The sequence below is a fragment of the Acidaminococcus sp. HCP3S3_H5 genome (genome assembly GCF_052122235.1).
GTDB lineage: Bacteria > Bacillota > Negativicutes > Acidaminococcales > Acidaminococcaceae > Acidaminococcus.
The window spans coordinates 1-24884 of record NZ_JBQKCS010000004.1; the positions used below are offsets into that span (position 1 = coordinate 1).

The 24884-nt window shown below is 54.7% G+C and carries 21 protein-coding genes, 1 rRNA gene and 1 pseudogene; 15 read left to right on the forward strand and 8 right to left on the reverse strand.

The annotated features are described in order from the left end of the window. From rrf to pepD, 5 genes are all read left to right on the forward strand, one after another. A 5S ribosomal RNA gene (rrf, locus tag ACTQY5_RS05695) occupies nucleotides 1-109 on the forward strand; the annotation flags it as partial. Nucleotides 110-655: 546 nt separating this feature from the next. Next, on the forward strand, nucleotides 656-1366 hold the full coding sequence (locus ACTQY5_RS05700) for a hypothetical protein (RefSeq protein ID WP_441368919.1): 711 nt from the start codon (nucleotides 656-658) through the stop codon (nucleotides 1364-1366). Between the two features lie 12 nt (nucleotides 1367-1378). Beyond that, complete coding sequence (locus tag ACTQY5_RS05705) at nucleotides 1379-1867, forward strand: hypothetical protein (protein ID WP_441368920.1); 489 nt, start codon at nucleotides 1379-1381, stop codon at nucleotides 1865-1867. A gap of 55 nt (nucleotides 1868-1922) precedes the next feature. Continuing rightward, the gene (locus tag ACTQY5_RS05710) at nucleotides 1923-3092 is read left to right on the forward strand and encodes an amidohydrolase (RefSeq protein ID WP_022487134.1); all 1170 of its coding nucleotides are present in this window, start codon (nucleotides 1923-1925) and stop codon (nucleotides 3090-3092) included. A gap of 12 nt (nucleotides 3093-3104) precedes the next feature. Further along, nucleotides 3105-4562: a beta-Ala-His dipeptidase gene (pepD, locus tag ACTQY5_RS05715; RefSeq protein WP_441368921.1), complete on the forward strand. Its 1458-nt coding sequence runs from the start codon at nucleotides 3105-3107 to the stop codon at nucleotides 4560-4562. Between the two features lie 111 nt (nucleotides 4563-4673). Here pepD and arsB read toward each other — a convergent pair whose 3' ends face one another. The 3 genes and pseudogenes from arsB to ACTQY5_RS05730 form a co-directional block, all read right to left on the reverse strand. Next, the gene (arsB, locus tag ACTQY5_RS05720; protein ID WP_441368922.1) at nucleotides 4674-5705 is read right to left on the reverse strand and encodes an ACR3 family arsenite efflux transporter; all 1032 of its coding nucleotides are present in this window, start codon (nucleotides 5703-5705) and stop codon (nucleotides 4674-4676) included. 26 nt (nucleotides 5706-5731) lie between these two features. Further along, nucleotides 5732-5872, reverse strand: a pseudogene (locus ACTQY5_RS05725) (arsenic metallochaperone ArsD family protein); the annotation flags it as partial. A gap of 66 nt (nucleotides 5873-5938) precedes the next feature. Further along, nucleotides 5939-6259 (reverse strand): ArsR/SmtB family transcription factor, encoded by a 321-nt coding sequence (locus ACTQY5_RS05730; RefSeq protein ID WP_441368923.1) that lies wholly within the window; start codon nucleotides 6257-6259, stop codon nucleotides 5939-5941. Nucleotides 6260-6492: 233 nt separating this feature from the next. On the opposite strand from ACTQY5_RS05730, the gene ACTQY5_RS05735 reads away from it, so the two are divergent. The 4 genes from ACTQY5_RS05735 (at nucleotide 6493) to ACTQY5_RS05750 (ending at nucleotide 10631) form a co-directional block, all read left to right on the forward strand. Then, nucleotides 6493-7836: a metallophosphoesterase gene (locus ACTQY5_RS05735; protein WP_441368924.1), complete on the forward strand. Its 1344-nt coding sequence runs from the start codon at nucleotides 6493-6495 to the stop codon at nucleotides 7834-7836. A gap of 155 nt (nucleotides 7837-7991) precedes the next feature. After that, nucleotides 7992-8876 carry a diaminopimelate epimerase gene (gene dapF, locus ACTQY5_RS05740; protein ID WP_441368980.1) on the forward strand — a complete coding sequence of 295 codons (885 nt, stop codon included), beginning with the start codon at nucleotides 7992-7994 and terminating at the stop codon, nucleotides 8874-8876. Nucleotides 8877-8958: 82 nt separating this feature from the next. Then, nucleotides 8959-10158, forward strand: coding sequence for an LL-diaminopimelate aminotransferase (locus ACTQY5_RS05745; RefSeq protein WP_441368925.1), 1200 nt, complete (start codon nucleotides 8959-8961; stop codon nucleotides 10156-10158). Nucleotides 10159-10181: 23 nt separating this feature from the next. Next, nucleotides 10182-10631: a hypothetical protein gene (locus tag ACTQY5_RS05750; protein ID WP_154488683.1), complete on the forward strand. Its 450-nt coding sequence runs from the start codon at nucleotides 10182-10184 to the stop codon at nucleotides 10629-10631. Between the two features lie 77 nt (nucleotides 10632-10708). Here the strand turns inward: ACTQY5_RS05750 and ACTQY5_RS05755 are convergent, their stop codons facing one another. The 4 genes from ACTQY5_RS05755 to ACTQY5_RS05770 are packed head-to-tail and all read right to left on the reverse strand — an operon-like array spanning nucleotide 10709 to nucleotide 14416. Next, on the reverse strand, nucleotides 10709-11770 hold the full coding sequence (locus tag ACTQY5_RS05755; protein ID WP_279126692.1) for a polyamine ABC transporter substrate-binding protein: 1062 nt from the start codon (nucleotides 11768-11770) through the stop codon (nucleotides 10709-10711). 6 nt (nucleotides 11771-11776) lie between these two features. Next, nucleotides 11777-12574, reverse strand: coding sequence for an ABC transporter permease (locus tag ACTQY5_RS05760; RefSeq protein ID WP_022487146.1), 798 nt, complete (start codon nucleotides 12572-12574; stop codon nucleotides 11777-11779). Then, a complete protein-coding gene (locus tag ACTQY5_RS05765; RefSeq protein WP_154488684.1) occupies nucleotides 12555-13415 on the reverse strand; it encodes an ABC transporter permease in 861 nt (286 codons plus the stop codon). Before ACTQY5_RS05765 ends, ACTQY5_RS05760 begins: the two co-directional genes overlap by 20 nt. Beyond that, complete coding sequence (locus ACTQY5_RS05770) at nucleotides 13412-14416, reverse strand: ABC transporter ATP-binding protein (protein WP_022487148.1); 1005 nt, start codon at nucleotides 14414-14416, stop codon at nucleotides 13412-13414. The genes ACTQY5_RS05765 and ACTQY5_RS05770 overlap by 4 nt, the downstream gene beginning before the upstream one ends. Before the next feature lie 256 nt (nucleotides 14417-14672). Here ACTQY5_RS05770 and rplU point away from each other — a divergent pair, with 256 nt between their 5' ends. The 6 genes from rplU (at nucleotide 14673) to rpoC (ending at nucleotide 24154) form a co-directional block, all read left to right on the forward strand. Next, nucleotides 14673-14984, forward strand: coding sequence for a 50S ribosomal protein L21 (gene rplU, locus ACTQY5_RS05775; RefSeq protein ID WP_012937735.1), 312 nt, complete (start codon nucleotides 14673-14675; stop codon nucleotides 14982-14984). Between the two features lie 3 nt (nucleotides 14985-14987). Beyond that, a complete protein-coding gene (locus tag ACTQY5_RS05780) occupies nucleotides 14988-15317 on the forward strand; it encodes a ribosomal-processing cysteine protease Prp (RefSeq protein WP_022487149.1) in 330 nt (109 codons plus the stop codon). 5 nt (nucleotides 15318-15322) lie between these two features. Continuing rightward, complete coding sequence (rpmA, locus tag ACTQY5_RS05785; protein ID WP_012937737.1) at nucleotides 15323-15613, forward strand: 50S ribosomal protein L27; 291 nt, start codon at nucleotides 15323-15325, stop codon at nucleotides 15611-15613. Between the two features lie 58 nt (nucleotides 15614-15671). Next, complete coding sequence (locus ACTQY5_RS05790; RefSeq protein ID WP_022487150.1) at nucleotides 15672-16058, forward strand: hypothetical protein; 387 nt, start codon at nucleotides 15672-15674, stop codon at nucleotides 16056-16058. Nucleotides 16059-16353: 295 nt separating this feature from the next. Continuing rightward, nucleotides 16354-20088, forward strand: coding sequence for a DNA-directed RNA polymerase subunit beta (gene rpoB / locus ACTQY5_RS05795; protein ID WP_022487151.1), 3735 nt, complete (start codon nucleotides 16354-16356; stop codon nucleotides 20086-20088). Between the two features lie 16 nt (nucleotides 20089-20104). After that, on the forward strand, nucleotides 20105-24154 hold the full coding sequence (gene rpoC / locus ACTQY5_RS05800) for a DNA-directed RNA polymerase subunit beta' (protein ID WP_288311019.1): 4050 nt from the start codon (nucleotides 20105-20107) through the stop codon (nucleotides 24152-24154). A gap of 81 nt (nucleotides 24155-24235) precedes the next feature. On the opposite strand, the gene ACTQY5_RS05805 is transcribed toward rpoC, so the two are convergent. After that, nucleotides 24236-24874 carry a hypothetical protein gene (locus ACTQY5_RS05805; RefSeq protein ID WP_441368926.1) on the reverse strand — a complete coding sequence of 213 codons (639 nt, stop codon included), beginning with the start codon at nucleotides 24872-24874 and terminating at the stop codon, nucleotides 24236-24238. Nucleotides 24875-24884: the final 10 nt, after the last annotated feature.

The following is a 24884-nucleotide window of genomic DNA, read 5'->3' on the forward strand; positions in this document are numbered from 1 at the left end:
CGATAGCTAAGGGGATCCACCTGTTCCCATGCCGAACACAGCAGTTAAGCCCTTATACGCCGAAAGTACTCGACTGGAAACGGTCCGGGAGGATAGGGAGCTGCCGGTTAGAAAAATTCCGCATCTGATGGATGCGGAATTTTTTTGTGTCAGCGGCGGATAGATACCAGATGCGGGGGCATCTGCTTTTGAAGTTGCGGTCCTTTGGGCGGCCGGGACGGGCTTGCCTGGGTTGAGCCTCTACATCGTTGGGGTCATTGATTTCAACGGAAACCACAGGAACGGGATTGTCGATGGATCCGTTCCTGGGACCAATGGTTCTACAGCCCGACACCAACGTGGTAGGGGCGTGCCGGAGGCCCGCCCGCCCCGGCCGCCTATTTTTTTCATTCAAAATCCATAGCCTGCAAGGACATTGGAAAAACAATAAATCACCTTTTATTTTATATATTATAATTATATCTTATTAAGTGTAAATACCACAGACAAATTAAAACAATATACCTCTTCAAGAAAACAACAGAATAAAAACTTTACAAAACTCTTGAAAAACAGAACGAAAAGTAGTATAACAATACACGTTACTTCCCATAGCAGGGTAGAAGAGTAGGAATGCAGGGAAGAGAAATCTGTTGATTGAAGTGGGGTTGGTATTATGTGGTATTACAACTTCGCCCTGGCTTTTGTAGCTTGTGGTGTAGCTTACATTATCGGTGAACTGGTGTCACATTGGTCCAGGGCATGGGTGCCTTCCGTATTCGTTACGGCCTGTGTGATGCTGCTGGGGTATTGGACCATTTTCCCGAAAGAACTGGTCACCAATTCCGGATTGATGCCTTTTGGCAATACCATTGGCATTTTCCTGCTGCTGGTCCATATCGGTACCATTATCAGTCTGCAACAGCTGATCAAGCAGTGGAGAACCGTCATCATCTGCCTGTTCGGCCTGTTGGGCATGTGTGTCATCGGGTACTATGCAGGCTCCCTGATGATGGACCGGACCTTGGTCATCGCCGGGATTCCTCCTCTTACCGGGGGAATCGTTTCCACCACCATCATGCAGAAGGCAGCCTTGAAAGCCGGTCTTACGGAAGCTTCCGTATTTGCCGTGGCCACCTACTGCATCCAGGGCTTTGCCGGATATCCTTTGACAGCCTTCTGCCTTCACATGGAAGGGAAACGGCTGCTGAAGCAATTGCGGTCCGGTGAAGTGGTGCTGACTCCGGAACAGATCGAAGCCAACTCCCATGTGGGCATGTCCGCCATGGCCAGTGAAAAGGAACAGCGGAAAACCCTGCTGCCTCCGCTTCCCAAGATGATGAACACCCCTGTGATGATTATGACCAAGATGGGTCTGGTGGCCTGACTGGCCATCATCATGGGGAAAGTCACTCCGGTGAACGGCGCTATCTGGGCACTGGTCCTCAGCGTGGCCTTTACCTACATCGGGTTCCTGGATCAGAATGCATTGACCCGGGCCGGCTCTTTCTGGATCACCACCTTTGCTCTGATGATGTTCGTGTTTGACGGACTGAAAAACTGCACTCCTGATATGCTTTCTTCCCTGATTGTTCCCATGATCATCCTGGTTGTGGTCGCTGTGGTGGGCATGGCGGTATTTGCTTATGTGATTTCCAAGCTTATGAAGGTTTCTTTCCCTCTGGCGTTTGCCAACGGTCTGACTGCATTGTACGGTTTCCCGGCAGATGCCCTGCTGACGGAAATGACCTGCAGCACCCTGGCTGCCAACAGCGAAGAACGAGGCTATCTGATGGCCAATATCTTTCCCAGCATGATCGTAGGGGGATTTACATCCGTGACCATTACTTCTGTAATGATCGCCGGATATTTTGCAACGCTGTTCTGATTGTCTGATTGATAGATGCATGTCCTGATGTATGAAAAATAAGGAGACGGTAAAGATGGATATGAAAACAGTTGCACAGAAATACAGTGATTATCAGGTTCAGATGAGACGGTATTTTCATCAGCATCCTGAACTCAGTGAAAAGGAATTCAATACCAGCAAGGTCATCAAGGAAGAGCTGGATAAGATCGGTGTATCCTGGGTTCCTTGCGGACTCCAGACCGGTATCCTGGCTACCATCAAAGGGGAAAAGCCCGGGAAAACCATCCTGCTCCGGGGCGATATTGATGCCCTGTCCGTTACGGAAGATACTGGTCTTCCTTTTACCAGCGAAAATACCGGTGTAATGCATGCCTGTGGTCATGACTGCCATATTTCCATGATGCTGACGGCTGCCCATATTCTCCAAGATATGAGAAAAGACTTGTGCGGCACGGTGAAACTGGCCTTCCAGCCGGCAGAAGAAGTGGCTACCGGTGCTCCTTCCATGATTGAACAGGGCGCCCTGGAAGGTGTGGACGGCTGCTTTGCCATCCATGTGTGGTTCGATGTGGATGCCGGCCATGTTTGCTGTGACGCAGGTCCCCGGATGGGCGGCGCCAACAAGTTCACCATTGACATCAAAGGCCGGGGCGGCCATGCAGCCACGCCTCAGGAATGCATTGATGCGGCAGTGGTCCAGGCCGCAGTGATCAGCAACCTGCAGACCCTGGTCAGCCGGAACTTCTCTCCCATGGATCCGGTCGTGGTTACGGTGGGTGAAGTCACCGCAGGGGAACGGTGGAACGTAGTGGCGGAAAACGCCCATCTGGCCGGTACCAGCCGCTGCTTCAGCAAGGAAATCAATGCCCAGCTGCCCAAGCTGATCGACCGGGTGGCCAGTGAAACGGCTGCCGCTTTTGGAGCCAAGGCAACCACCAAGAATATTGTCCTGTGCCCGCCGGTAATCAATGACCAGCATATGGCTCAGGTGGTCCAGGGCGCAGCCCGGGAAGTCATCGGATCCGATGCGCCGGTTTCCGAACCGGGGACCATGGGCGGCGAAGATTTCGCCTTCTTCATGGACAAAGTCCCTGGTGCCGTAGCACTGCTGGGTATCCGGAATCCCAAGTGCGGGGCTATCTATCCTCAGCATTCCTGCCATTATACGGTAGATGAAAGTGCTCTCTTGGGCGGTGCCATGCTGTATGCCAAGACGGCCATGGACTTTAATGCCGGGAAATAAGGAGGTTCGGCCATGCTCAATCTGTCTGATGAGGAAATCATTGAGGGAATCCTGAAAGAGTTCGCCGGTCTGGCTGCTCATCCCCGGAAGTCCGGCCATGAAAAGGCCGTCAGCGATTATCTGGCGTCCCGGCTCCGTGCGTTGGGAGCCCAGGTCCATCAGGACAAGGTCAACAACATCATTGCAGACGTGCCGGCTTCCAAAGGCTGTGAAACGGTGCCCCGTACCATTCTCCAGGGCCATATGGATATGGTCTGTGTGGCAAAACCGGGGGTGGCGTATGATCCATTGAAAGATCCCATCCGGATGATCCGGGAAGGGAATATCCTTCGGGCAGATGGCACCAGCCTGGGAGCTGATGACGGCATTGCCGCCGCCACCTTCCTGTTCCTGCTCCAGCAGGATTTTGCCCATGGGCCCCTGCGTCTCATCTTTACGGTGGATGAAGAAGTCCATATGACCGGATCCATGAATCTGGATCCCCGTTGGCTCCAGGATGCTCAGTATGTGATCAACTGCGACAGTGAAGCCGCAGATCAGATCGTGGTGGCGTCCGCCGGCAGTGTCCATGTGGATTTCACCCGGAAGCTGACGAAAGAAGACAATCCCTATGACGGGGCACTGGAAATTGCTGCCAATGGGTTTGTGGGCGGCCATTCCGGGGAAACTATCAACAAAGGGAAGAGCAATGCCATCAAGGCACTGGCCATGGCACTGGAACGGATGGAACAGGCGGGGATTCCATACCGTCTGGACGATCTTTCCGGGGGAGCGGCAGCCAATGCCATTCCGTCCCAGGCCCGGGCCCTGATTGCCCTGCCGGCGGACAAAATGGAACAGGCCGGCAGACTGGTGGCCGAAGAAAAGGCCAGCCAGCAGGCTGTTTATGGGGATGTGGAAAAGACGTTGGATCTTACGGCCCAGAAAGTGGAAAATCCCCGTCAGGTATGGTCTGAAGAAGATACGGCCCAGGTGACGGATCTTCTGGTGCTGCTCCATACGGGAGTCTTTGCCATGAACCAGCAGATGGCGGAACTTCCGGATCTTTCGGCCAATATGGGGACTGTCAAAGTACAGGATGGATCACTGGATCTGGAATACTTTCCCCGTTCTTCTTCCAATGAAAGACTGGAGGAATTTGTCCGGACCATGCCGGTCTTTGCCAAAGTCACCGGTTTTGCCGTAAAAGTGGGGACTATTTTCTCGGCCTGGACGGAAAATCGGAACAGTGTCCTGCGGCCGGCCATGGAACGGGTCCACGAAGAAGTCATGGGACGGAAATCCAAGATCGTGGCCATGCACGGAGGCCTGGAAACCGGATTCTTCTACAAGGCCAATCCCAAGCTGGATCTGGTTAGCGTGGGGCCCAATACTCACGCCATCCACAGCGCCGATGAATCGGTGGAACTGGAAAGTACTGCCAAGGTGGCCCGGATCATCGTCGGGACACTGACGGAATTGACGAAATAAAAAAGGGGCTGCTGCGTTCGCAACAGCCCCCTCTTCAGGTCTCGAGACTCGAAACCGAGCCGCTATGCGGCTCATGAGGCCGGGGTGTTGCACATAACGTGCAGCACCCTCTTATTTTCTATTGGCTATCTTCACCAGGCTCAGCATCACCGGCACTTCCGTCAGGACACCGACGGTGGTGGCCAGGGCGGCGGGACTGGTGACTCCGAACAGGGCAATGGCCACGGCTACGGCCAGTTCAAAGAAGTTGGAGGCACCGATCATGCCGGCAGGGGCCGCAATGCTGTGGGGCAGGTGGAGCAGATTGCTGGCTCCATAGGCAATGGCAAAGATCAGATAGGTCTGGAGCACCAGGGGAATGGAAATCAGCAGGATATGGAAGGGATTGGACAGGATCACCTGGGCTTGGGAACTGAAGATGATGCACAGGGTCAGCAGCAGGCCCCAGGTGGTGGCCTGATCGAATTTGTGGACAAAGACCTGGTTGAAATAGGCTTCCCCTTTCCGGTGGATCACTGTGATCCGGGTCAGGATCCCTCCCGCCAGGGGAATCACCACAAACAGGAAGATGCTCAGGAACAGCACACTGTAGGGCACCGTTACATGGGATACGCCAAGCAGATATTTGACAATGGGCACGAAGGCCACCAGGATGATCAGATCATTGGTAGCCACCTGGACTACCGTATAGGCCGGATCTCCTTTGGTCAGAGTACTCCAGACAAAGACCATGGCAGTGCAGGGGGCGGCCCCCAGGAGTACGGCTCCTGCCAGATACTGGGTAGCCAGGTCCCGGGGAATGAAAGCCTGGAACACCTGATAAAAGAAGAAGGCGGCCAGGCCGTACATGGTAAAGGGTTTGATCAGCCAGTTGGTGACCCAGGTGACAAAAAGTCCCTTGGGATGCCGGCCCACTTCCCGGATGCTCTGGAAATCCACCTTCATCATCATGGGGTAGATCATGATCCAGATCAGGATGGCAATGGGAATGGAAATCCCGTCAATCTGCATCCGGTCCAGGAACCGGGGCACAGCCGGCAGGAAATGGCCCACCAGTACACCGGCCACCATACAGAGAAATACCCACAGAGAAAGATATCTCTGGAACGGGCTGATGCCCATCTTGTTTTCCATTTGGCTCATAGTGTTTCCAACCCCTTTCCTTTTTACCGCTCTACTGGGATACTGTGTTTTTCCAGGGTGTCCAGTACGGCGGAAATCCGCAGCAGTTCCGGATCAATGGAAGGACCGCAAAGTCCTGTAGGGCAGCACATGGCCTGTTCAAAAATCTGCACCTGTTTTCTTTCCATAATAGCTTCCTCCCAAAAAAATAAATTTATAGATTGAAATTTATCAATTCATTAACGCAAAAAATTTTACTGGCATCTGGGACAGCTGCATTCTGCCGGCTTGAAGGACGGGGTTTCCCGGAACAGGTCCCGGATCAGGGCTTCCAGTTCCCGGGCTGTTTCCCGGTTCAGGGTATAGTAGACCCATTTGCCTTCTTTCCGGCCGGTGACCAGCCCTGCGTCACACAGGATCTTCATATGATGAGAAAGGGTGGGCTGGGACAGATGGAGATTTTCCAGCAGTACGCAGGCACACCGTTCCCCGCCCTGGAGCAGTTCCAGGATGTGGAGCCGGTTTTCATCGCCCAGGGCCTTGAACAAACGGGCTTTAAAAGCAAGATTTTCCATCTGACAGCCTCCTTTCATATTGATAAATTTAAATCTGTTATTTGCAGTATAGAGCTTTTCTTCAGAAGTGTCAAGATGCAGGAAGAGGATACTGCTTCCTTGTTGCTTTTTATTCTTTTGGTCAGTATACTGTTTTCGTATAAAATCCCATGACCATAAAGTATTTGTATTGTGGCGGCCATTCTTTTATGCTATAGACAGGCAAGTACAGAATTAAAGGAGTGAAAAGTACGGTGAAGAAGAACGTTTCCATAAAAAAGAGCCGGATCCTTATGGGGTTCCTGGCGCTGGCAGTGGCCCTGGTGGCCGGTGTCTGGCATTTTTCTCCCTGGTTCCGGACCTGGGCCCTGGGAAAAGTGGACCAGGCCCGGGGAGCGGCCATCCATTATGATCTGCTGGACCAGGTGGAGGCCCGGAACATCCGGCAGGTGATGACGGCGGATCCCTCCCGGAGCCGGGTGATCCAGTGGCAGTCGGATTATCCGGTGAAAGAAGAACCGGTGCTGGAATACCGGAAGGCCGGAGAAAGTTCCCTGACAGCCGATTCGGTGACAGAAGAAAAATTCACGGACGGAGACAAGGACACCTGGATCTATACGGCCCGGTTGGAACAGCTGGAACCGGGACAGGCCTATGAGTACCGGATCCGGGCGGGAAAGAAGGCCACGGAGTGGATGCCTCTGAAAGCCTTTGCCGGCAATACCTTCAAGGCCCTGATCTTCCCGGATTCCCAGTCGGCGGATTACAGCGTGTGGAAGGCTGCCGCCCAGCCTGCCTGGCAGCGGAACCCGGACGCCAGTTTCTTTGTGAACATGGGTGACCTGGTGGACAACGGGGAAGACAGCAGCCAGTGGAACGCCTGGTTCGGGGTGGTGGAACCCATGGCGGAAAAAATCCCGGTGGCGCCTTTGATGGGGAACCATGAAACCTACGACCTGAACTGGAAGGTACGGATGCCGGAAGGGTATCTCCACCGGTTCGCCCTGCCGGACAACGGACGGGAAAAATACCGGAACCAGTTCTATTCCTTTACCGTGGGGGATGTGCATTTTGTGGTGCTGAACACCCAGAACGAGGAACTGAAGGAATGGGAACCGGATCTGGCCCGGGACCAGGAGGCCTGGTTCCAGGAAGATATGGTACGGAACCGGGGCAAATGGAATATTGTGCTGATGCACAAGGACCCCCTCCAGTATGCCTTTGATCCGGCAACCCGGCCGGGACGGGACCGGGCGGAAGGGTTCTCTCCGGAAGGAAGGGAATGGATGCCCCTCTTTGACCGGTACGGGGTGGACCTGGTGCTCAGTGCCCATCTCCATACCTATCGGAATCGGGGAAAGATCTACGATTTCCAGCGGGCAGATCACGGACCTTCTTACATCATTACCGGCGTGGCTGGAGACGTGCGGTATCCCAGCCTCTGGAAGCGCCATGCCTTGGATGTGACCCTGGCCCCCCAGCCGGAAACGGACAACTACCTGGTACTGGAAAAACAGGAAGACCAGCTCCGGATCCAGTGCTTCCTGCCCGACGGGACCCTGGTGGATACGGTGACTATTGGGAAAAGTGAAGAGTGAAGAGTGAAAAAGGGGGTGCTGCACAGGCAGCACCCTCCTTTTTGTCAGCGGCCAATGGTCAGTAAACCGCTGACGGTACGGGAAAAAGTGCAGACCCGTGGCTTTCATGATATAATAGAGAATCAATAGAAAATGAGGGGGAAGACTCCATGAAAATGAAATTTACCAAAATGCACGGCTGCGGCAACGACTATGTTTATGTGGACTGCATGGACCGGATGCTGCCCAACCCGGGGAAAATCTCCGAATATGTGAGCCGCCGGCGGTTCGGCATCGGTTCTGATGGACTGATCTGCATCTGTCCTTCGGACAAGGCGGATTTCCGGATGCGGATGTTCAATGCGGATGCTTCCGAAGGGAAAATGTGCGGGAACGGGTCCCGATGCATTGCCAAATATGTCTATGACAAAGGGCTGACCCACAAGGATACCATCACCCTGGATACCCTGGGGGGTATCAAGACCATCCATATGACCGTGGAAAACGGCAAAGTGGTCCTGGCGGAAGTGGATATGGGAAAAGCGGAGACCCGGGTGGCCGCCATTCCCATGGACTGGCCCGGGGCAACCTGTGTGGACCAGCCGGTGACTTTTACCCGGCCTGACGGCATGGAACTGACTGTCCGTGGAACGGCTGTTTCCATGGGAAACCCTCATTTTGTCACCTTTGTGGATGATGTGGAAACGGCACCGGTGGAAGAAGTGGGCCGGATCATTGAAAATTCGCCGCTTTTCCCGGAGCGGACCAATGTGGAATTCGTCCAGGTGGTGGATGAAAACTATGTGAAGTTCCGGGTTTGGGAACGGGGCAGCGGGGAAACCTGGGCCTGCGGCACCGGGGCCTGTGCCGTAGGGTATGCCTGCGTGGCCCTGGACAAAGCCGGCAGACGGAATGAATTCCTGAAGGTGGAAGCCAAAGGGGGCCTGCTCCAGGTCCGCACCGGAGAGGGAGATGCCATGACCCTGAAAGGACCGGCTGTAACGGTCTATGAAGGGGAAATCGAAATCCCGGAAGAAATTTTGGAAGAAAGTTTGAAATAATTGACTTTCCTCCAGGGCTACTTTACAATAAATAAAGGTTCCTAAGAGGAATACATTCTTTTGCATTAAAGGAGAGTCAGATATGGCGTTAGTGAATGGGAATTTTGCGAAGTTAAAGGAAAGCTATCTGTTTTCAGATATTGCTGCACGGGTGAAGGCTTTTACCGAAGCCCATCCGGAAAAAAAGCTCATTAAAATGGGCATCGGGGATGTTACCCTGCCCCTGGCTCCTTCTGTGGTGGAAGCCATGACCAAGGCCGTCCAGGAAATGGGCCACAAGGAAACCTTCCGGGGCTATGGTCCCGAACAGGGTTATGAATTCCTTCACGAAGCCATTGCCAAATACTATGCCCGTCACGGGGTCCAGCTGGAAACCAAGGAAATCTTCGTCAGCGACGGAGCCAAAAGCGACTGCGGCAACATCACTGACCTGTTCGATGACAGCAATGTGATCCTGGTTCCGGATCCGGTGTACCCGGTATATGTGGACACCAACGTGATGCGGGACCGGAAGATCCTGTACATGAACGGGACTCCGGAAAACGACTTCCTGCCCATGCCGGATCCGGCTGTGAAGGCGGACATCATCTATCTGTGTTCCCCCAACAACCCCACCGGGGCTGCCTACAACAAGGAACAGCTGAAGGAATGGGTGGACTACGCTCTGAAGAACGACGCCATCATCCTGTATGATGCGGCTTACGAAGCCTTCATCACCAACCCGGATATGCCCCGGAGCATCTACACCATCCCTGGCGCCAAGGACTGTGCCATTGAATTCTGTTCCTTCTCCAAGACTGCAGGGTTCACCGGTACCCGCTGCGGCTACACGGTGGTGCCTCTCCAGCTGACCCGGAAATCTCCGGAAGGGAGGGAAATGAGCCTGAACAAAATGTGGCTCCGCCGGCAGACCACCAAGTTCAATGGTGTGAACTACATTGTCCAAAGAGGGGCGGAAGCTGCCATGTCCCCTGTGGGCGAAAAGGAATGCGGGGATATGCTGGCCTACTACCGGGAAAACGCCCGGATGATGATGGAAACCTTCGACAAGAAGGGCTACAAATACTATGGGGGTGTGTATTCTCCCTATGTATGGATGAAGTGCCCCAATGGCATGGGCAGCTGGGAATATTTTGACCACCTGCTGAACGACCTGGCCATTGTAGGGACCCCCGGCGCCGGTTTCGGCACCATGGGCGAAGGGTATCTGCGGCTCAGTGCTTTCGGTACTCACGAAGGCACCAAAGAAGCCATGGAACGGATCGAAAAAGACAATATCTGATAAAAAGAAGGGTTGGATCCAACATGAAAAAAATCATTCTAATGCTGACGGCAGTCCTGTCTCTGGGTATGGCCAGCCTGGGCTTTGCCAGCCCGGCCAGTGACCTGCTGGCTCAGGAAGAAACTACTACCAGCAATGTCATCAAACTGATTCAGGGGAAAGGCCAGCTGGCAGAAGTTTCCACCGGTTTCTCTCCGGCTCTCCAGAAGAACTTCAACGCTGCCGCACTGGACAACATGAAAAAAGGTGTAACGGAACAGCTGGGTGGCATCAGCAATCTGAAACTGGTCCGTCTGGACAAATTTGCTGACGCAGACCGTCTGGTGTATATCGGCGATGCCAAAAAGGCTCCCAATGTGCAGATGACCTTTGTGTTCAGCGTCAAAGGCAAAAAGGCCGAACTCCAGGGCCTGAACCTGATCCCTGTGGAAGTGAAACAGGTACAGAACAACCAGAAAGAACAGGCAAAATAATAGGTGCCGCACAAGAGACCAGTGACAAAAAGGGACTGTGAAAAAATGATTTCTCATTTTTTCACAGTCCCTTTTCCTTACCGTATCGTTTTCAGTTCTGTCCAGTACTTGTCATACAGGGTGATTCCGTCCCCCAGGTCGTGGAGCCATTCGCCCTCTTTCAGGTGGGTGATGGCGGTGTTCAACATGGGGTCTGCCAGGTATTCTTTGGAATGGTACTTCCGGGCATTGCTGTTGGGATCGTTGTAGCCGATGGCTTCGTAGTTTTTGGCACTGACCTCCGGATCAAACAGGAAGTTGATGAATTTCTCCGCCAGTTCCTTGTGTTTGGCCCCTTTGGGAATGGCCAGGGTATCCGCCCACACCAGGGTCCCTTCCTTGGGAATCACGAACCCCAGGTTGGGGTTCTCCCGGTAGCTGAAGGAGGCATCCCCGGACCACATGGTGCCGATCCAGCCTTCTTCGGCAATGAATTTCTGCTTCAGGCTGTCCGTATCGTAAGCCAGCACATCGGGGGCCAGGGCCTTCAAATCCTGGAAAGCCTTGGCCAGCTGGGCGGGATCCGTGGAGTTGTTGGACCAGCCGTTCTTCTTCAGGGCCATGCCGAACACTTCCCGGCTGTCGTTGAGCAGGATTACCCGGCCCTTGTAGGCGGGATCCCACAGATCGTTCCAGGAGGTGGGCGGGGTTTTGATGTATTTCTTGTTGTAGACGATTCCGGTCATACCCCAGGTGTAGACCACGGAATAGTCTCCCGTAGGATCGAACTGGGGATGCTGGAGGGTGTCCATCATGTTCCGGGTATTGGGGATGGCGTCCTTATCCAGCTTTTCCAGCATGTTCAGTTTGATCATGGTGGACACCATATAGTCGGAAGGCTGGATCAGATCGTACTGGGCGCCACCGGCCTGGAGTTTGGCCAGAAGCTCCTCGTTGTTGGCGAACACGTCGTAGTTCACCCTGCAGTTATATTTTTGTTCAAAGGCTTTGATCATGTCCGGGTCGAAATTGTCCGCCCAGCTGAAAATGTTCAGCACCTGTTTCCCGTCATCGGCGGGCTTTTTTTCACTGCTGCAGCCGGTAAGAGCAAGCACCAGGGGCACCAGACACAGGACCAGGAGCCAGGAAAGTTTTTTCACGCAGCATCAGTCCTTTCGGGAAGAATGGTAGCCCTTTTTCTGCAGCAGCTGGGAAATCACCACCAGGGAGACGGTAACCAGCATCATGCAGGTGGACAGGGCGTTAATCTGGGGAGAAATCCCCCGTTTGACCATGGCGTAAATGTACAGGGGCAGGGTGGTGGAATTGGGCCCGGCCACAAAGAAGCTGATCACGAAATCGTCGATGGACAGGGTGAAGGCCATCAGGGCACCGGCCACCACCCCGGGCAGGATCATGGGGAAGGTTATATACCGGAAGGCCTGCCAGGGAGTGGCATACAGATCGCTGGCCGCTTCTTCCAGGTCCTGCCGGCAGCCTTCCAGCCGGGCTCCCACGGTGATGATCACAAAGGAGAGGCAGAAGGTGATGTGGGCGATGATCAGGGTGGTTTTTCCCAGTGGGATCCCGGTCTGGGAGAACAGCACCAGCAGGGACAGCCCCATGACGATTTCCGGGATCAGGATGGGCAGGTACAGCAGGCTGTTGATGAGAAATTTGCATTTGTACTGGTACCGGTGGAGGGCCAGGGCCGCCAGGGTTCCCATGACGGTGGTGACCACTGTGGTGATGGAGGCGATGAGCAGGCTGTTTTCCAGGGCTTCCAGCACCCGGTCATTCTGGAGCAGGGATGCGTACCATTTCAGGGTGAACCCTGTCCACACCGCATTGATCCGGGAATCGTTGAAAGAGTACAGGGACAGGATCAGAAGGGGCAGGTACAAAAAGGCCAGGATGGCCAGGGAATAGGACAGGAGGGTGGCGTTACGCCAGCTTTTCTGCATGGGACTTCCCTCCTTTCTGGGCTTCCAGGGCTTTGTAGTACAGGGCAATCATCACCAGGGAGAGCAGCGCCAGGATAATGGACAGGGCGGATCCAAAAGGCCAGTCCCGGGCAGCCAGGAACTGGTTCTGGATCACGTTTCCCATCAGGGCGCTTTTGGCACCTCCCATAATGTCCGGCACCACGAACATCCCCAGGGAGGAAATGAACACCAGGATGGAACCGGCGGCCACCCCCGGCAGGGTGAGCGGCAGGGTGATCTTACGAAAAGCGGTGAAGGGAGCGGCCCCCAGGTCACTGGCGGCTTCCAGCAGCCGCTTGTCCATCTGTTCCAGAGAAACGTAGATGGGCAGTACCATAAAGGGCAGAAGGGCGTAGACCATTCCCAGCATCACGGCATAGTTGTTGTAGAGCAGGGTCATGGGCACCTGGATCACTCCCAGGTGGAGGAGGAAGGTGTTCACCAGCCCCTGGGCCCGGAGGATGATCACCCAGGAATAGGAACGGATCAGGAAGTTGATCCAGAAGGGGATCATTACCAGGATGATTCCGGCCTGCTGCCATTTTTTGGGCAGCACCATGGCGATGGTATAGGCCACCGGATAGCCCATGGCAAAGGTGAACAGAGTGGTGATGAGGGCTGTGGCCAGGGTGGAGACGAAAATCATCAGGTACAGAGGTTCCAGGAACCGGGTATAGTTGGCCAGGGTCCACTGGAACACCACCTGTCCGTAGGCTGTGCGGGAGGCAAAGGATACGCCCACCACGATCAAAAGGGGCAGGGCAAAGAACAGGGTCAGCCACCCCATGGCCGGCAGCACCAGCAGTTTCCCCCGCTTCATTTCGTCACCTGGACGCCGTCTTTGGCGTCCCAGCTGATGGCCACCCGGTCATCCACTTCCCATTTCCGGTATTCATCATAATATTGGTAGGCAGTGATGATTTCCCGGGTGGAATCCAGCCGGATGAACAGCTTGTCCAGGGTGCCGCAGAACTGGATCTGTTCCACCGTGCCGGTGTGGGCAGGCTGGGTTCCGGCAGCTGCGGCTTCTTCCAGGCTCCGGACATTGATGAACTGGGGCCGGACGGAAAGGAGACGGCTGTCATCCCCGGGCACCGGGAAGAAGTTGTTCTCCCCGATGAAGCTGGCGGCAAACCGGCTCCGGGGATACTGGTAGATCCGGGCCGGGGGATCGTCCTGTTCGATCTTCCCGCCGTTGACGATGATGACCCGGTCGCTCATGGTGAGAGCTTCCTCCTGGTCATGGGTCACATAGATGAAGGTGATGCCCAGCCGCTGCTGGAGGTTCTTCAGTTCCAGCTGCATGGTTTTCCGGAGCTTGTAGTCCAGGGCACCCAATGGTTCGTCCAAAAGGAGCACTTTGGGGTTGTTCACCAGGGCGCGGGCAATGGCCACCCGCTGCTGCTGACCGCCGCTCATCTGCTGGGGCCGGCGGTAGCGCAGCTCTTCCAGTTGAGTCAGCTGGAGCACTTCGGCCACCCGTTTCTGCTGTTCTTTCTGAGGGACTTTCTTCATCATCAGCCCGAAGCGGATATTTTCCTCCACGGTCATATGAGGGAACAGGGCATAGTGCTGGAACACCATATTCACGTTTCGTTTATAGGGAGCCAGACGGGTTACGTCTTCGTTGTCCAAAAAAATATGGCCCGCCGTAGGCGTCTCCAGACCGGCGATCATGCGCAGCATGGTGGTTTTCCCACAGCCGGAAGGGCCTAGAAGGGTCACGAATTCCCCGTCATAGATTGTCAGGTTCAGGGTAGGGATGATCAGGTTGTTTTCAAATTCCTTGGTGATTCCAACCAGACGAATCATTTCTTTCATCTTTGATTCTCACGACCTTTCTGCAGTTTGCAATCTAATAATTATAGCATGTTTCCTTTCTGAGGAATACAGGAAAAACAGGAAATTTCCCCGGAAAAAAACGGGGAGAAACGGGAAAAAACTTGCGTTTTTTTCCGTTTTGTAGTAAACTATCAAGGCTGAATGTGAATTTGGCACTACCGCCCGGAGAGGTTCCCAAAAACTCCGGAAGGAGTTACCGTATTCGGCGAGTCTTGGAATGAGGGAGGTGCAGAATATGTACGCTATTATCCGTACAGGTGGCAAACAGTACCGCGTCAGCGAAGGCGATGTACTGAACGTTGAAAAACTGAACGTTGAAGAAGGCCAGGAAGTCGTTTTTGACGAAGTTCTGACTGTTGTCAACGATGGCGATGTGAAAGTAGGGGCTCCTACCGTAGCCGGCGCCAAGGTAACCGCCAAGGTTGCCAAACAGGGCAAAGCTGATAAGATCTTTGTTTTCAAATACAGAGCTAAATCCAACTATCGGAAACGTCAGGGTCATCGTCAGCCGTTCACCCAGGTTGAAATCACTTCTATCGAAGCCTAAGCCATGATTGCCGTAGACATTTACTACAACAGCCGTGGCAGAATCAGACGGTACAGGGTATCGGGGCATGCGGAGTACAGCCCGGATGGGTTCGACGAAGTGTGCTATGCTGTATCGCTGAATACTCAGGTGGCCGCCAATGGCCTCAATGAAGTCCTCCATCGGAAGGTGGACTACTCCATTGACCAGGAAGACGGCAGCCTGGCTGTAAGACTGGTGGATGAGCCTGATGCGAAGACGGATGCAGTGCTGAAGACCATGGTCTGCGGCCTGCGCCATCTGCAGAAGACCTATTCCCAGGATTATCTCATGATCAAGGAACACAGGAGGTGAACATCGTGTTCGAATTAATCCTTCAATTACACGCTCATAAGAAAGGGTCCGGTTCTACCCACAACGGCCGTGATTCCAACGCACAGCGCATGGGGACCAAAGCCCATGACGGTCAGCTGGTAACCGCAGGTTCCATCATCGTCCGTCAGCGCGGCACCCGTTTCCATATGGGCCAGAACGTTGGCATGGGCAAGGACTACACCATCTATGCGAAAGTGGCCGGCAAGGTTGCTTTTGAAAGATGGGGCAAAGACCGCCGTACCATCAGCGTTTACCCGGTGGAAGCCGAAGCTTAAAGACCAGAAGGGCTGCCGCATTGCGGCAGCCCTTTTTTTCATGGAAGGACGGGAGAACATGGAGGAAGCCCTGCGGGAACAGGTCCGGGACTTTGCGGCCCGGGGCCTGAAAAGCCTGGAACAGGAAGACATGCCCGATGCCCGGGGAAATCTGGCATTCACCCGGGAAGCCCTCCGGGACCGGAAGGCGGCTGAAAGCAGCTGCAGCCGGGAGGAAATGGCAGTCCTGGACCGGGTGCTGAAGGAAGTGGAAGCCTTCCCCAAACTGGCGGCCAATGCCCGGGATTCCCTCCTGGACCTGGAAGGAGTCCGGTGCTTCGGGGCCGGCCGGTTCCTGATTTTCTACCGGTACAATTCCAATTACGGGCTGGTGACGGTGATCCGGCTGGCCCTGGACCGACCGGAGTGGAAGGAACTGATCCGGGACGGGAAAAAATTCCATTAAAAAAGTTTCACAAAAAAATCATAAATAAATTTGGCGATAGCCCTTATATTATGGTATAATTATCGTCCATGAAGTTTGCTAAAGCAGGATTATATAGGTTTCGCGAGTGCTCAGTGGTTGGACATCGCGTTCCCGCTCAAGTGAGGAGAGGAGCACGAAATGCTGACTGAGAGACATTGCAGGATACAAGGCTGATCAATCTTGATTGTGTTGACTGCCTTGTTTTTTTGTGTGTGATAGATTTCTTGGTACTTTCTTCGAAATACCTGCCTAGAGAAAAGGAGTGAGAGACCACATGTTTAAGCCGGTACATAATGGCGACCGCATCCGGTACAGTTATGCTCGGATCAAAGAAGTCCTGAAGATGCCGCATCTGATTGACCTGCAGAGAAAATCTTATGAGTGGTTCATAAGAGAAGGGCTGCACGACGTGTTCAAGGATGTTTCTCCCATCAAGGATTTTACGGACAACCTGGAACTGAGTTTTGAAAACTTCACCATCGGGGATCCCAAATACGATATCGAAACCTGCAAGGAAAAGGATGCCACCTATGCGGCGCCTCTGAACGTGGATGTACGGCTGCTGTACAAGGACACCGGGGAAATCAAGGAATCCACTGTGTTCATGGGGGATTTCCCTCTGATGACCGATACCGGCACCTTTGTGATCAACGGGGCGGAACGTGTCATTGTCAGCCAGCTGGTCCGGTCTCCCGGTGTCTATTACGCCAAGGACATGGATCCCATGGGGAAATTCCTCTACGGGACCACGGTGATCCCCAACCGGGGCGCCTGGATCGAATATGAAACCGATCTGAACGACATTATCTACGCCCGTGTGGACCGGACCCGGAAACTGCCGGCTACGGCACTGCTCCGTGTAATGGGCCTGCCCACCAACGACGACATCATCCAGACCTTCGGGGAACATCCTTTCCTGATGGCTACCCTGGCCAAGGATACCACCAAAAACGAAGAAGATGCCCTGCTGGAAATCTACCGGAAACTGCGTCCCGGCGAACCGGCCAACCTGGAAAACGCCGCCCAGCTGATCAAGAACATCTTCTCTGACAACCGGCGGTATGACCTGGCCAATGTGGGCCGTTACAAGGTCAACAAGAAACTGGGCTGGCGCCAGCGCCTGCTGGGCAAGGAACTGACTTCTCCCATTGCCTTCGAAAATCCCGACGGAACCCGGGGCGAAGTGGTCCTGCCGGCCGGCACCATCATCGGTGACGATGAAATCGATAAAATCGAACAAAGCGGCATTTACAGCGAACCGGGCTATGCGGAAGTCTGGGTGAAATACCAGGAAAAACCGGAACGGATCATCGTGACCAAGGACATCGACGCATCCGTACGGGTGATTACTCCCGCTGATGTAATCGCCTCCTTTGCGTACCTGCTGAACGTAATCGACGGCATGGAAGGCAAGGACGACATCGACCATCTGGGCAACCGGCGTGTCCGCTGCGTAGGGGAACTGCTCCAGAACCAGTTCCGGATCGGCCTGAGCCGTATGGAACGGGTGATCCGGGAACGGATGACTCTCCAGGATGCTGATGTGATCACGCCTCAGGCTCTGATTAACATCCGTCCTGTGGTGGCCGCTGTGAAGGAATTCTTCGGCAGCAGCCAGCTGTCCCAGTTCATGGACCAGAATAACCCTCTGGCTGAACTGACCCATAAACGCCGTCTGTCCGCTCTGGGGCCCGGCGGTCTGTCCCGGGAAAGAGCCGGTTACGAAGTCCGTGACGTGCACGTTTCCCACTACGGCCGTATGTGTCCTATTGAAACCCCTGAAGGCCCCAACATCGGTCTGATCGGATCTCTGGCCGCCTACGGGGTGGTAAACCGGTACGGCTTCATTGAAACTCCTTATCGGAAAGTGGACAAGAAGACCGGCAAGGTTACCAACGAAATCGTTTACATGACCGCCGACGAAGAAGACAACTACATCGTGGCACAGGCCAACGAACCTTTGAACGATGACGGGTCCTTCGTGAACAGCCATGTAACCTGCCGGGAACGGAACGACGTGCTGTCCATTCCTCCCACCCGGGTGGATTTCATGGACGTATCCCCGAAACAGGTTATGTCCATTGCAGCAGCCCTGATTCCTTTCCTGGAAAACGATGACGCCAACCGGGCTCTGATGGGTGCCAACATGCAGCGTCAGGCTGTGCCTCTGCTGAACCCCAAGGCTCCTGTAGTAGGGACCGGGATGGAATACAAAGTGGCCGTGGACTCCGGCGTGTGCATCCTGGCCAAACATGCCGGGACGGTGAAATACGTCAGCGGCGACAAGATCATCGTGACCCGGGCCGACGGTGCCGGCATCGATGAATATAACGTGCTGAAATTCAAACGTTCCAACCAGAGCACCTGCGTGAACCAGCGCCCCATCGTCTTCAAGGGAGACAAGGTGGAAGAAGGCCAGGTACTGGCTGACGGTCCTGCCACGGACCATGGCGAACTGGCTCTGGGCCGCAACGCCATTGCCGCCTACATGCCCTGGGAAGGCTACAACTACGAAGACGCCGTACTTCTCAGCGAAGACCTGGTGAAGGAAGATGTCTTCACCTCCATCCATATCGAAGAATACAACTGCGACGCCCGGGATACCAAACTGGGGCCTGAAGAAATCACCCGGGACATCCCCAACGTTTCTGAAGAAGCCCTGAAGGACCTGGACGAAGACGGGATCATCCGCATCGGTGCGGAAGTCCGCCCTGGGGATATCCTGGTAGGGAAAGTCACCCCCAAAGGGGAAACGGAACTGAGCGCAGAAGAACGGCTGATCCGGGCCATCTTTGCTGAAAAGGCACGGGAAGTCCGGGACAGCTCCCTGCGGGTACCCCATGGGGAATCCGGGATCATCGTCAGCGTACAGATCTTCACCCGTGAAAACGGGGATGAACTTCCCCCTGGCGTAAGCAAACAGGTCCGCGTCCATATTGTCCAGAAACGGAAGATCAGTGAAGGGGACAAGATGGCAGGCCGTCACGGGAACAAGGGTGTTGTTTCCCGGATCATGCCGAGAGAAGACATGCCGTTCCTGCCCAACGGGGAACCGGTCCAGATCGTGCTGAACCCTCTGGGCGTACCTTCCCGTATGAACATCGGGCAAATCCTGGAAGCCCATCTGGGCTGGGCTGCCTGCGCCCTGGGGATGCGGATCGAATCCGGAGACCCGAAACTGGCAGGCGAACTGAAGGAAGCCGGCTACGATGTGGATAAGTACGGCATGCCGGAAACCGTGGATCATGCAGTGCCGGTGGCTGTGCCCGTGTTCGATTCCGCCCGGGAAGACGACATGGAAAAGACCCTGAAGCTGGCTGGTGTGGATCCCAGCGGGAAGACCACCCTGTACGACGGCCGTACCGGGGAACCCTTCGACAACCCGGTTACCGTAGGCTGCATCTACTACCTGAAGCTCCACCATCTGGTTGCGGACAAGATCCATGCCCGTTCCACCGGTCCGTACTCCCTGGTTACCCAGCAGCCTCTGGGTGGTAAAGCCCAGTTCGGCGGCCAGAGATTCGGGGAAATGGAAGTGTGGGCCCTGGAAGCTTACGGGGCTGCCTACACCCTGCAGGAAATCCTCACCGTCAAGTCCGATGACGTGGTGGGCCGTGTGAAAGCCTATGAAGCCATCGTGAAGGGTGAAAACATCCCTGAACCGGGTGTGCCTGAATCCTTCAAGGTACTGGTGAAGGAAATGCAGAGCATCGGTCTGGACATCCAGGTGCTGGATGAAGACGATGATGAAATCGATCTGGATGATGAAGACGAAGATATCGGAATGGGCGACATCGCCAGAGAGCTGGATATGGATATGGCCAACAAGGCTCCCCATACCGCAGCCAATGTGGGCGAAGAGAACCCGGCCCAGTCCAGCGGCGAAGAACTGAGCCCTGACGAAGACCAGCCGGAAGGCAGCGACTTCGACGTGATTGCCGATATCGGGAACATGAATCTGGATGATTCCCATGACAACGGCGACGACAACGGGTCTGATGCAGAGTAGGAAGGAGTGAGTGCTCTTGTTGGACGTAAATAAATTTCATTCTATGAGAATCGGTCTGGCCTCTCCGGAGAAGATCAGAGCCTGGTCCCACGGGGAAGTGACCAAACCGGAAACCATCAACTATAGAACCCTGAAACCGGAACGGGACGGCCTGTTCTGTGAACGGATCTTTGGGCCCACCAAAGACTGGGAATGCCACTGCGGCAAGTACAAACGCATCCGCTACAAGGGTGTGGTCTGCGACAAATGCGGCGTGGAAGTCACCCGTTCCAAGGTCCGCCGTGACCGGATGGGATCCATCGAACTGGCCGCTCCTGTCTCTCACATCTGGTACTTCAAAGGGATTCCCTGCCGGATGGGCGCCATCCTGGACATCGGCCAGAGAGCTCTGGAAAAAGTCCTGTACTTTGCCAGCTACATCGTCCTGGATCCAGGGGATACCAACCTGACCAAGAAACAGCTGCTTACCGAAGCGGAATACCAGGAAAAACTGGATGAATACGGTCCCACTTTCCGGGTGGGCATGGGCGCAGAAGCCATTAAGGAACTGCTCCATGAAATCAACGTGGAAGAACTGACCAAGGAACTGCGGGCAGCTCTGAAGACGGAAACCAGCCTCCAGAAAAGACGGAACATCGTCCGCCGTCTGGACGTGTGTGAAGCCTTTCTGAAGAGCGGCAACAAGCCGGAATGGATGATCATGGATGTAATCCCGGTCATCCCTCCCGACCTGCGCCCCATGGTCCAGCTGGACGGTGGCCGGTTTGCCACCAGTGACCTGAACGACCTGTACCGTCGGGTAATCAACCGGAACAACCGTCTGAAACGGCTCCAGGAACTCCAGGCTCCGGACATCATCGTCCGGAACGAAAAACGGATGCTCCAGGAAGCCGTGGATGCCCTCATCGACAACGGCCGTCGGGGCCGTGCCGTAACGGGCCCTGGCACCCGTCCTCTGAAATCCCTGTCCGATATGCTGAAAGGGAAACAGGGCCGGTTCCGTCAGAACCTGCTGGGGAAACGGGTTGACTATTCCGGCCGTAGCGTAATCGTGGTAGGGCCTGAAATGAAAATGCACCAGTGCGGTCTGCCGAAAGAAATGGCACTGGAACTGTTCAAGCCCTTTGTGATGAAGCGCCTGGTGGAAACCGGCGCCGCCACCAACATCAAGAGCGCCAAACGGATGGTGGAACGGGCTACCAACGCTGTATGGGATGTACTGGAAGACGTAATCAAAGAACATCCCGTACTGCTGAACCGTGCCCCGACCCTGCACAGACTGGGTATCCAGGCTTTCGAACCGATCCTGTCCGAAGGCCGGGCCATCAAGCTGCATCCTCTGGTCTGCACTCCTTACAACGCCGACTTCGACGGGGACCAGATGGCTGTCCATCTGCCTCTGTCTGCGGAAGCCCAGGCTGAAGCACGGGTGCTGATGATGTCCGTCAACAACATCCTGGCACCCAAAGACGGGAAACCCATTACCGTTCCTACCCAGGATATGGTACTGGGGGCCTACTACCTGACCATCTTCAAGGATGGAGCCAAAGGGGAAGGCCGCCGGTTCATCAGCTTCGACGAAGCCCGTCTGGCTTACTTCAACCATGTGATCGACCTCCAGGCCCGGATCAAGGTGAAGGTTCCCAATGCGGAAATCTTCCCGGAACCCTCCGACAAGGGCGAAAGCCTGGTTACCACCTCCATGGGCAACATCATCTACAACTCTGAACTGCCTGTGGAAATGCGGTATTACTCCAAACAGGAAGACGGCACCTGGCTCCTGGGCAAACTGATCGACAAGAAGGAACTGGGCCGTCTGGTTGCCAAGGCCCACAAGCTGTACGGCAACTTCGGTACCGCCCGGGTACTGGATATCGTCAAGAAACTGGGCTATGACAACGCCTGCAAATCCGGTCTGTCCATTGCCGCTTCCGATATCAAGATCCCGAAAGAAAAAGCTTCCATCCTGGCTGCTGCTGAAAAGCAGGTAGACAAAGTGGAAACCATCTTCAACCGCGGTCTCATGAGCGATGACGAACGGTACCGCAAGGTTATCGCCATCTGGGACAAGGCTACCGAAGACGTGGCCAATGCCCTGATGAAACACACCATGGACCCCTTCAACCCTGTATATATGATGGCCAACTCCGGTGCCCGTGGTAACGTGCAGCAGATCCGTCAGCTGGCCGGTATGCGCGGTCTGATGGCTGACCCTTCCGGCCGGATCATCGACCGTCCTATCAAATCCAACTTCCGTGAAGGCCTGACCATTCTGGAATACTTCATTTCTTCCCACGGCGCCCGGAAAGGTCTGACCGATACCGCACTGCGTACCGCAGACTCCGGGTACCTGACCCGCCGTCTGGTAGACGTGGCCCAGGATGTTATCGTCCGGGAAGACGACTGCGACGTAACGGGTATGAACCTGGTACGGGAACGGGCACGGTTCTGCAAGGCTGTCCTGGGTTCCAGCCAGCACAAGCTGAAGGATTACGTGATCGGCCGCACCCTGGCTGCCGGCGTCATGAATCCGGAAGATGACTCCCTGCTGGCGGAAGCCGACACGGTGGTCACCGAAGAAGTCTACGACCGTCTCATGGCCGCTCATATCCTGGAAATCAGCCTGTATCCGGCTGATGAGGAAAGCGGCGAAGAACCGGAAACCGTGGCCATCAACGTGCCGGAAGAAAAGGTGAAAGCCGCCTTCCGGGAACACATGACCCATCATTTCCTGGATAAACAGGTGGAAGAAGACATTGTCAACGAAAAGGACGAAGTCCTGGCCAAGGCCGGAGACAAGTTCACCGCTGACGTGATCGAAAAGATCCTGGCTGACGGGACTGTAAAGGAACTGAAGATCCGGAACAACGAAGTGGACGGCGTCTATGTGGAAGCCATCACTTCCGGGAAGAACAAGAGCACGGTGCTGGAATCTCTCCGTGACCGTCTGGTGGGTCGTACCCTGGCGGAAGACATTGCTGACAAAGACGGCAAGGTCATTTACCACATCAACGACTACATCACCGAAGATATGGCTGATGTGATTGCCGATCTCCGGGAAAAAGTCAAGATCCGTTCCGTACTGACCTGCAAATCCCACTTCGGGGTGTGCCGTGCCTGCTATGGCCGGAACCTGGCTACCGCCAAGAAGGTGGAAGTGGGCGAAGCCGTCGGCACCATCGCTGCCCAGGCCATTGGCGAACCGGGTACCCAGCTGACCATGAGAACTTTCCACACCGGCGGTGTTGCCGGTGCTGACGATATCACCCAGGGTCTTCCCCGTGTAGAAGAACTGTTCGAAGCACGGAAACCGAAACACCCTGGCATCCTGACCGAAGTGGCCGGGACGGTAGAAATCCAGGAAAAGGACGAAGGTCGTTTCGTGGTGATCCACAAGGAAGACGGTACGGAAGAATCCTACCACATTCCTTACGGTGCCAAGATCCATGTGGCCGAAGGGGACAAAGTGGAAGTGGGCGACCGGCTCACCGAAGGGTCCCTGAATCCCCACGACATCCTGCGGATTTCCGGTCCTGCCGCTACCCGGCATTATCTGGTGCAGCAGGTACTGGGCGTCTACAAGTCCCAGGGCGTGGAAATCAACGACAAGCACGTGGAAGTCATGGTCCGTCAGATGATGCGGAAGTACAAGATCGACGAAGCCGGCGACACCAATATGCTGCCGGGCTCCGTAGTGGATATCGCCCAGTTTGAAGACGAAAACGATGAAGTCCTGGCCGAAGGGAAACAGCCGGCTACCGGCCATCCCATCCTGCTGGGGATCACCAAGGCTTCTCTGGCCACCGATTCCTTCCTGTCCGCCGCTTCCTTCCAGGAAACCACCCGGAACCTCACCGATGCCGCCATCAAAGGCAAGGTGGATCCGCTGCTGGGTCTGAAAGAAAACGTCATCATCGGGAAACTGATCCCTGCCGGGACTGGTATGCCCAAGTACCGGAACATCCAGCTGAAGATCCATCGTCCGGCAGAAGCCGCCGAGGAAACTCCCGCTGCGACCGAAGCACCTGCAGCAGACAACACTGCAGAAGCACCGGTGGAAGAATAAATAAAAATGGGGTGCTGCACATTTCGTGCAGCACCCTATTTTTAGTCGCGACCGGGGGTGTGAATCCTTTCACACCCCCTTTTATTTCATCCCCGCCAGGATCTCCTGGCGCTTTTTTTCTGTGATGGGCTCCAGGTTCCTTGTCCGGATCCACTTTTTCAGTTCCGGCAGGCTCAAGGCGTGGGCCCGGGAGGCTTCGTCCAGCTGGAACACCGGGTCTGCATAATTATCCGCTCCAATGATAAAAGTATGGATGGGTAAAAGGGGACTGTGGGCTGTTTCCAGCGATTTTGTCAGTTTTTCCCGTTCTTTCTCCAGAAGTGGCAGGGGATTGGGAATTTCGGTAATTCCAGAATTGTCTTTCAACTTCCATTGTTCGTCCCGTTCCGAACCTTGTATTCTGTATCCATGATACACTACCCGAAACAGCAGGATGTCATGGGGAAGGAGGATACAGATGGAATCTGGTGAAAAAGTGAATGAAAAAGGAGAAACTTCAATAAAATCATCCCGAGAACCAGATTTTACAGCTTTTAACACCCGTTTTCTTCCGCCTGCAAAAGTCCGGTTCTTCTTCATCTTCCGGATCCAAAAATAGAATACCAGGACCCCGGTCAGGAGCACAAGAAAGAAAATCAGGTATTCTTTCAGGGAATGTAGCTTCCATACGGTCATATTGGGGAAAATCTGTATCACAACTTCTTCCATTTTTTCTTTCAATCCTTTCCTG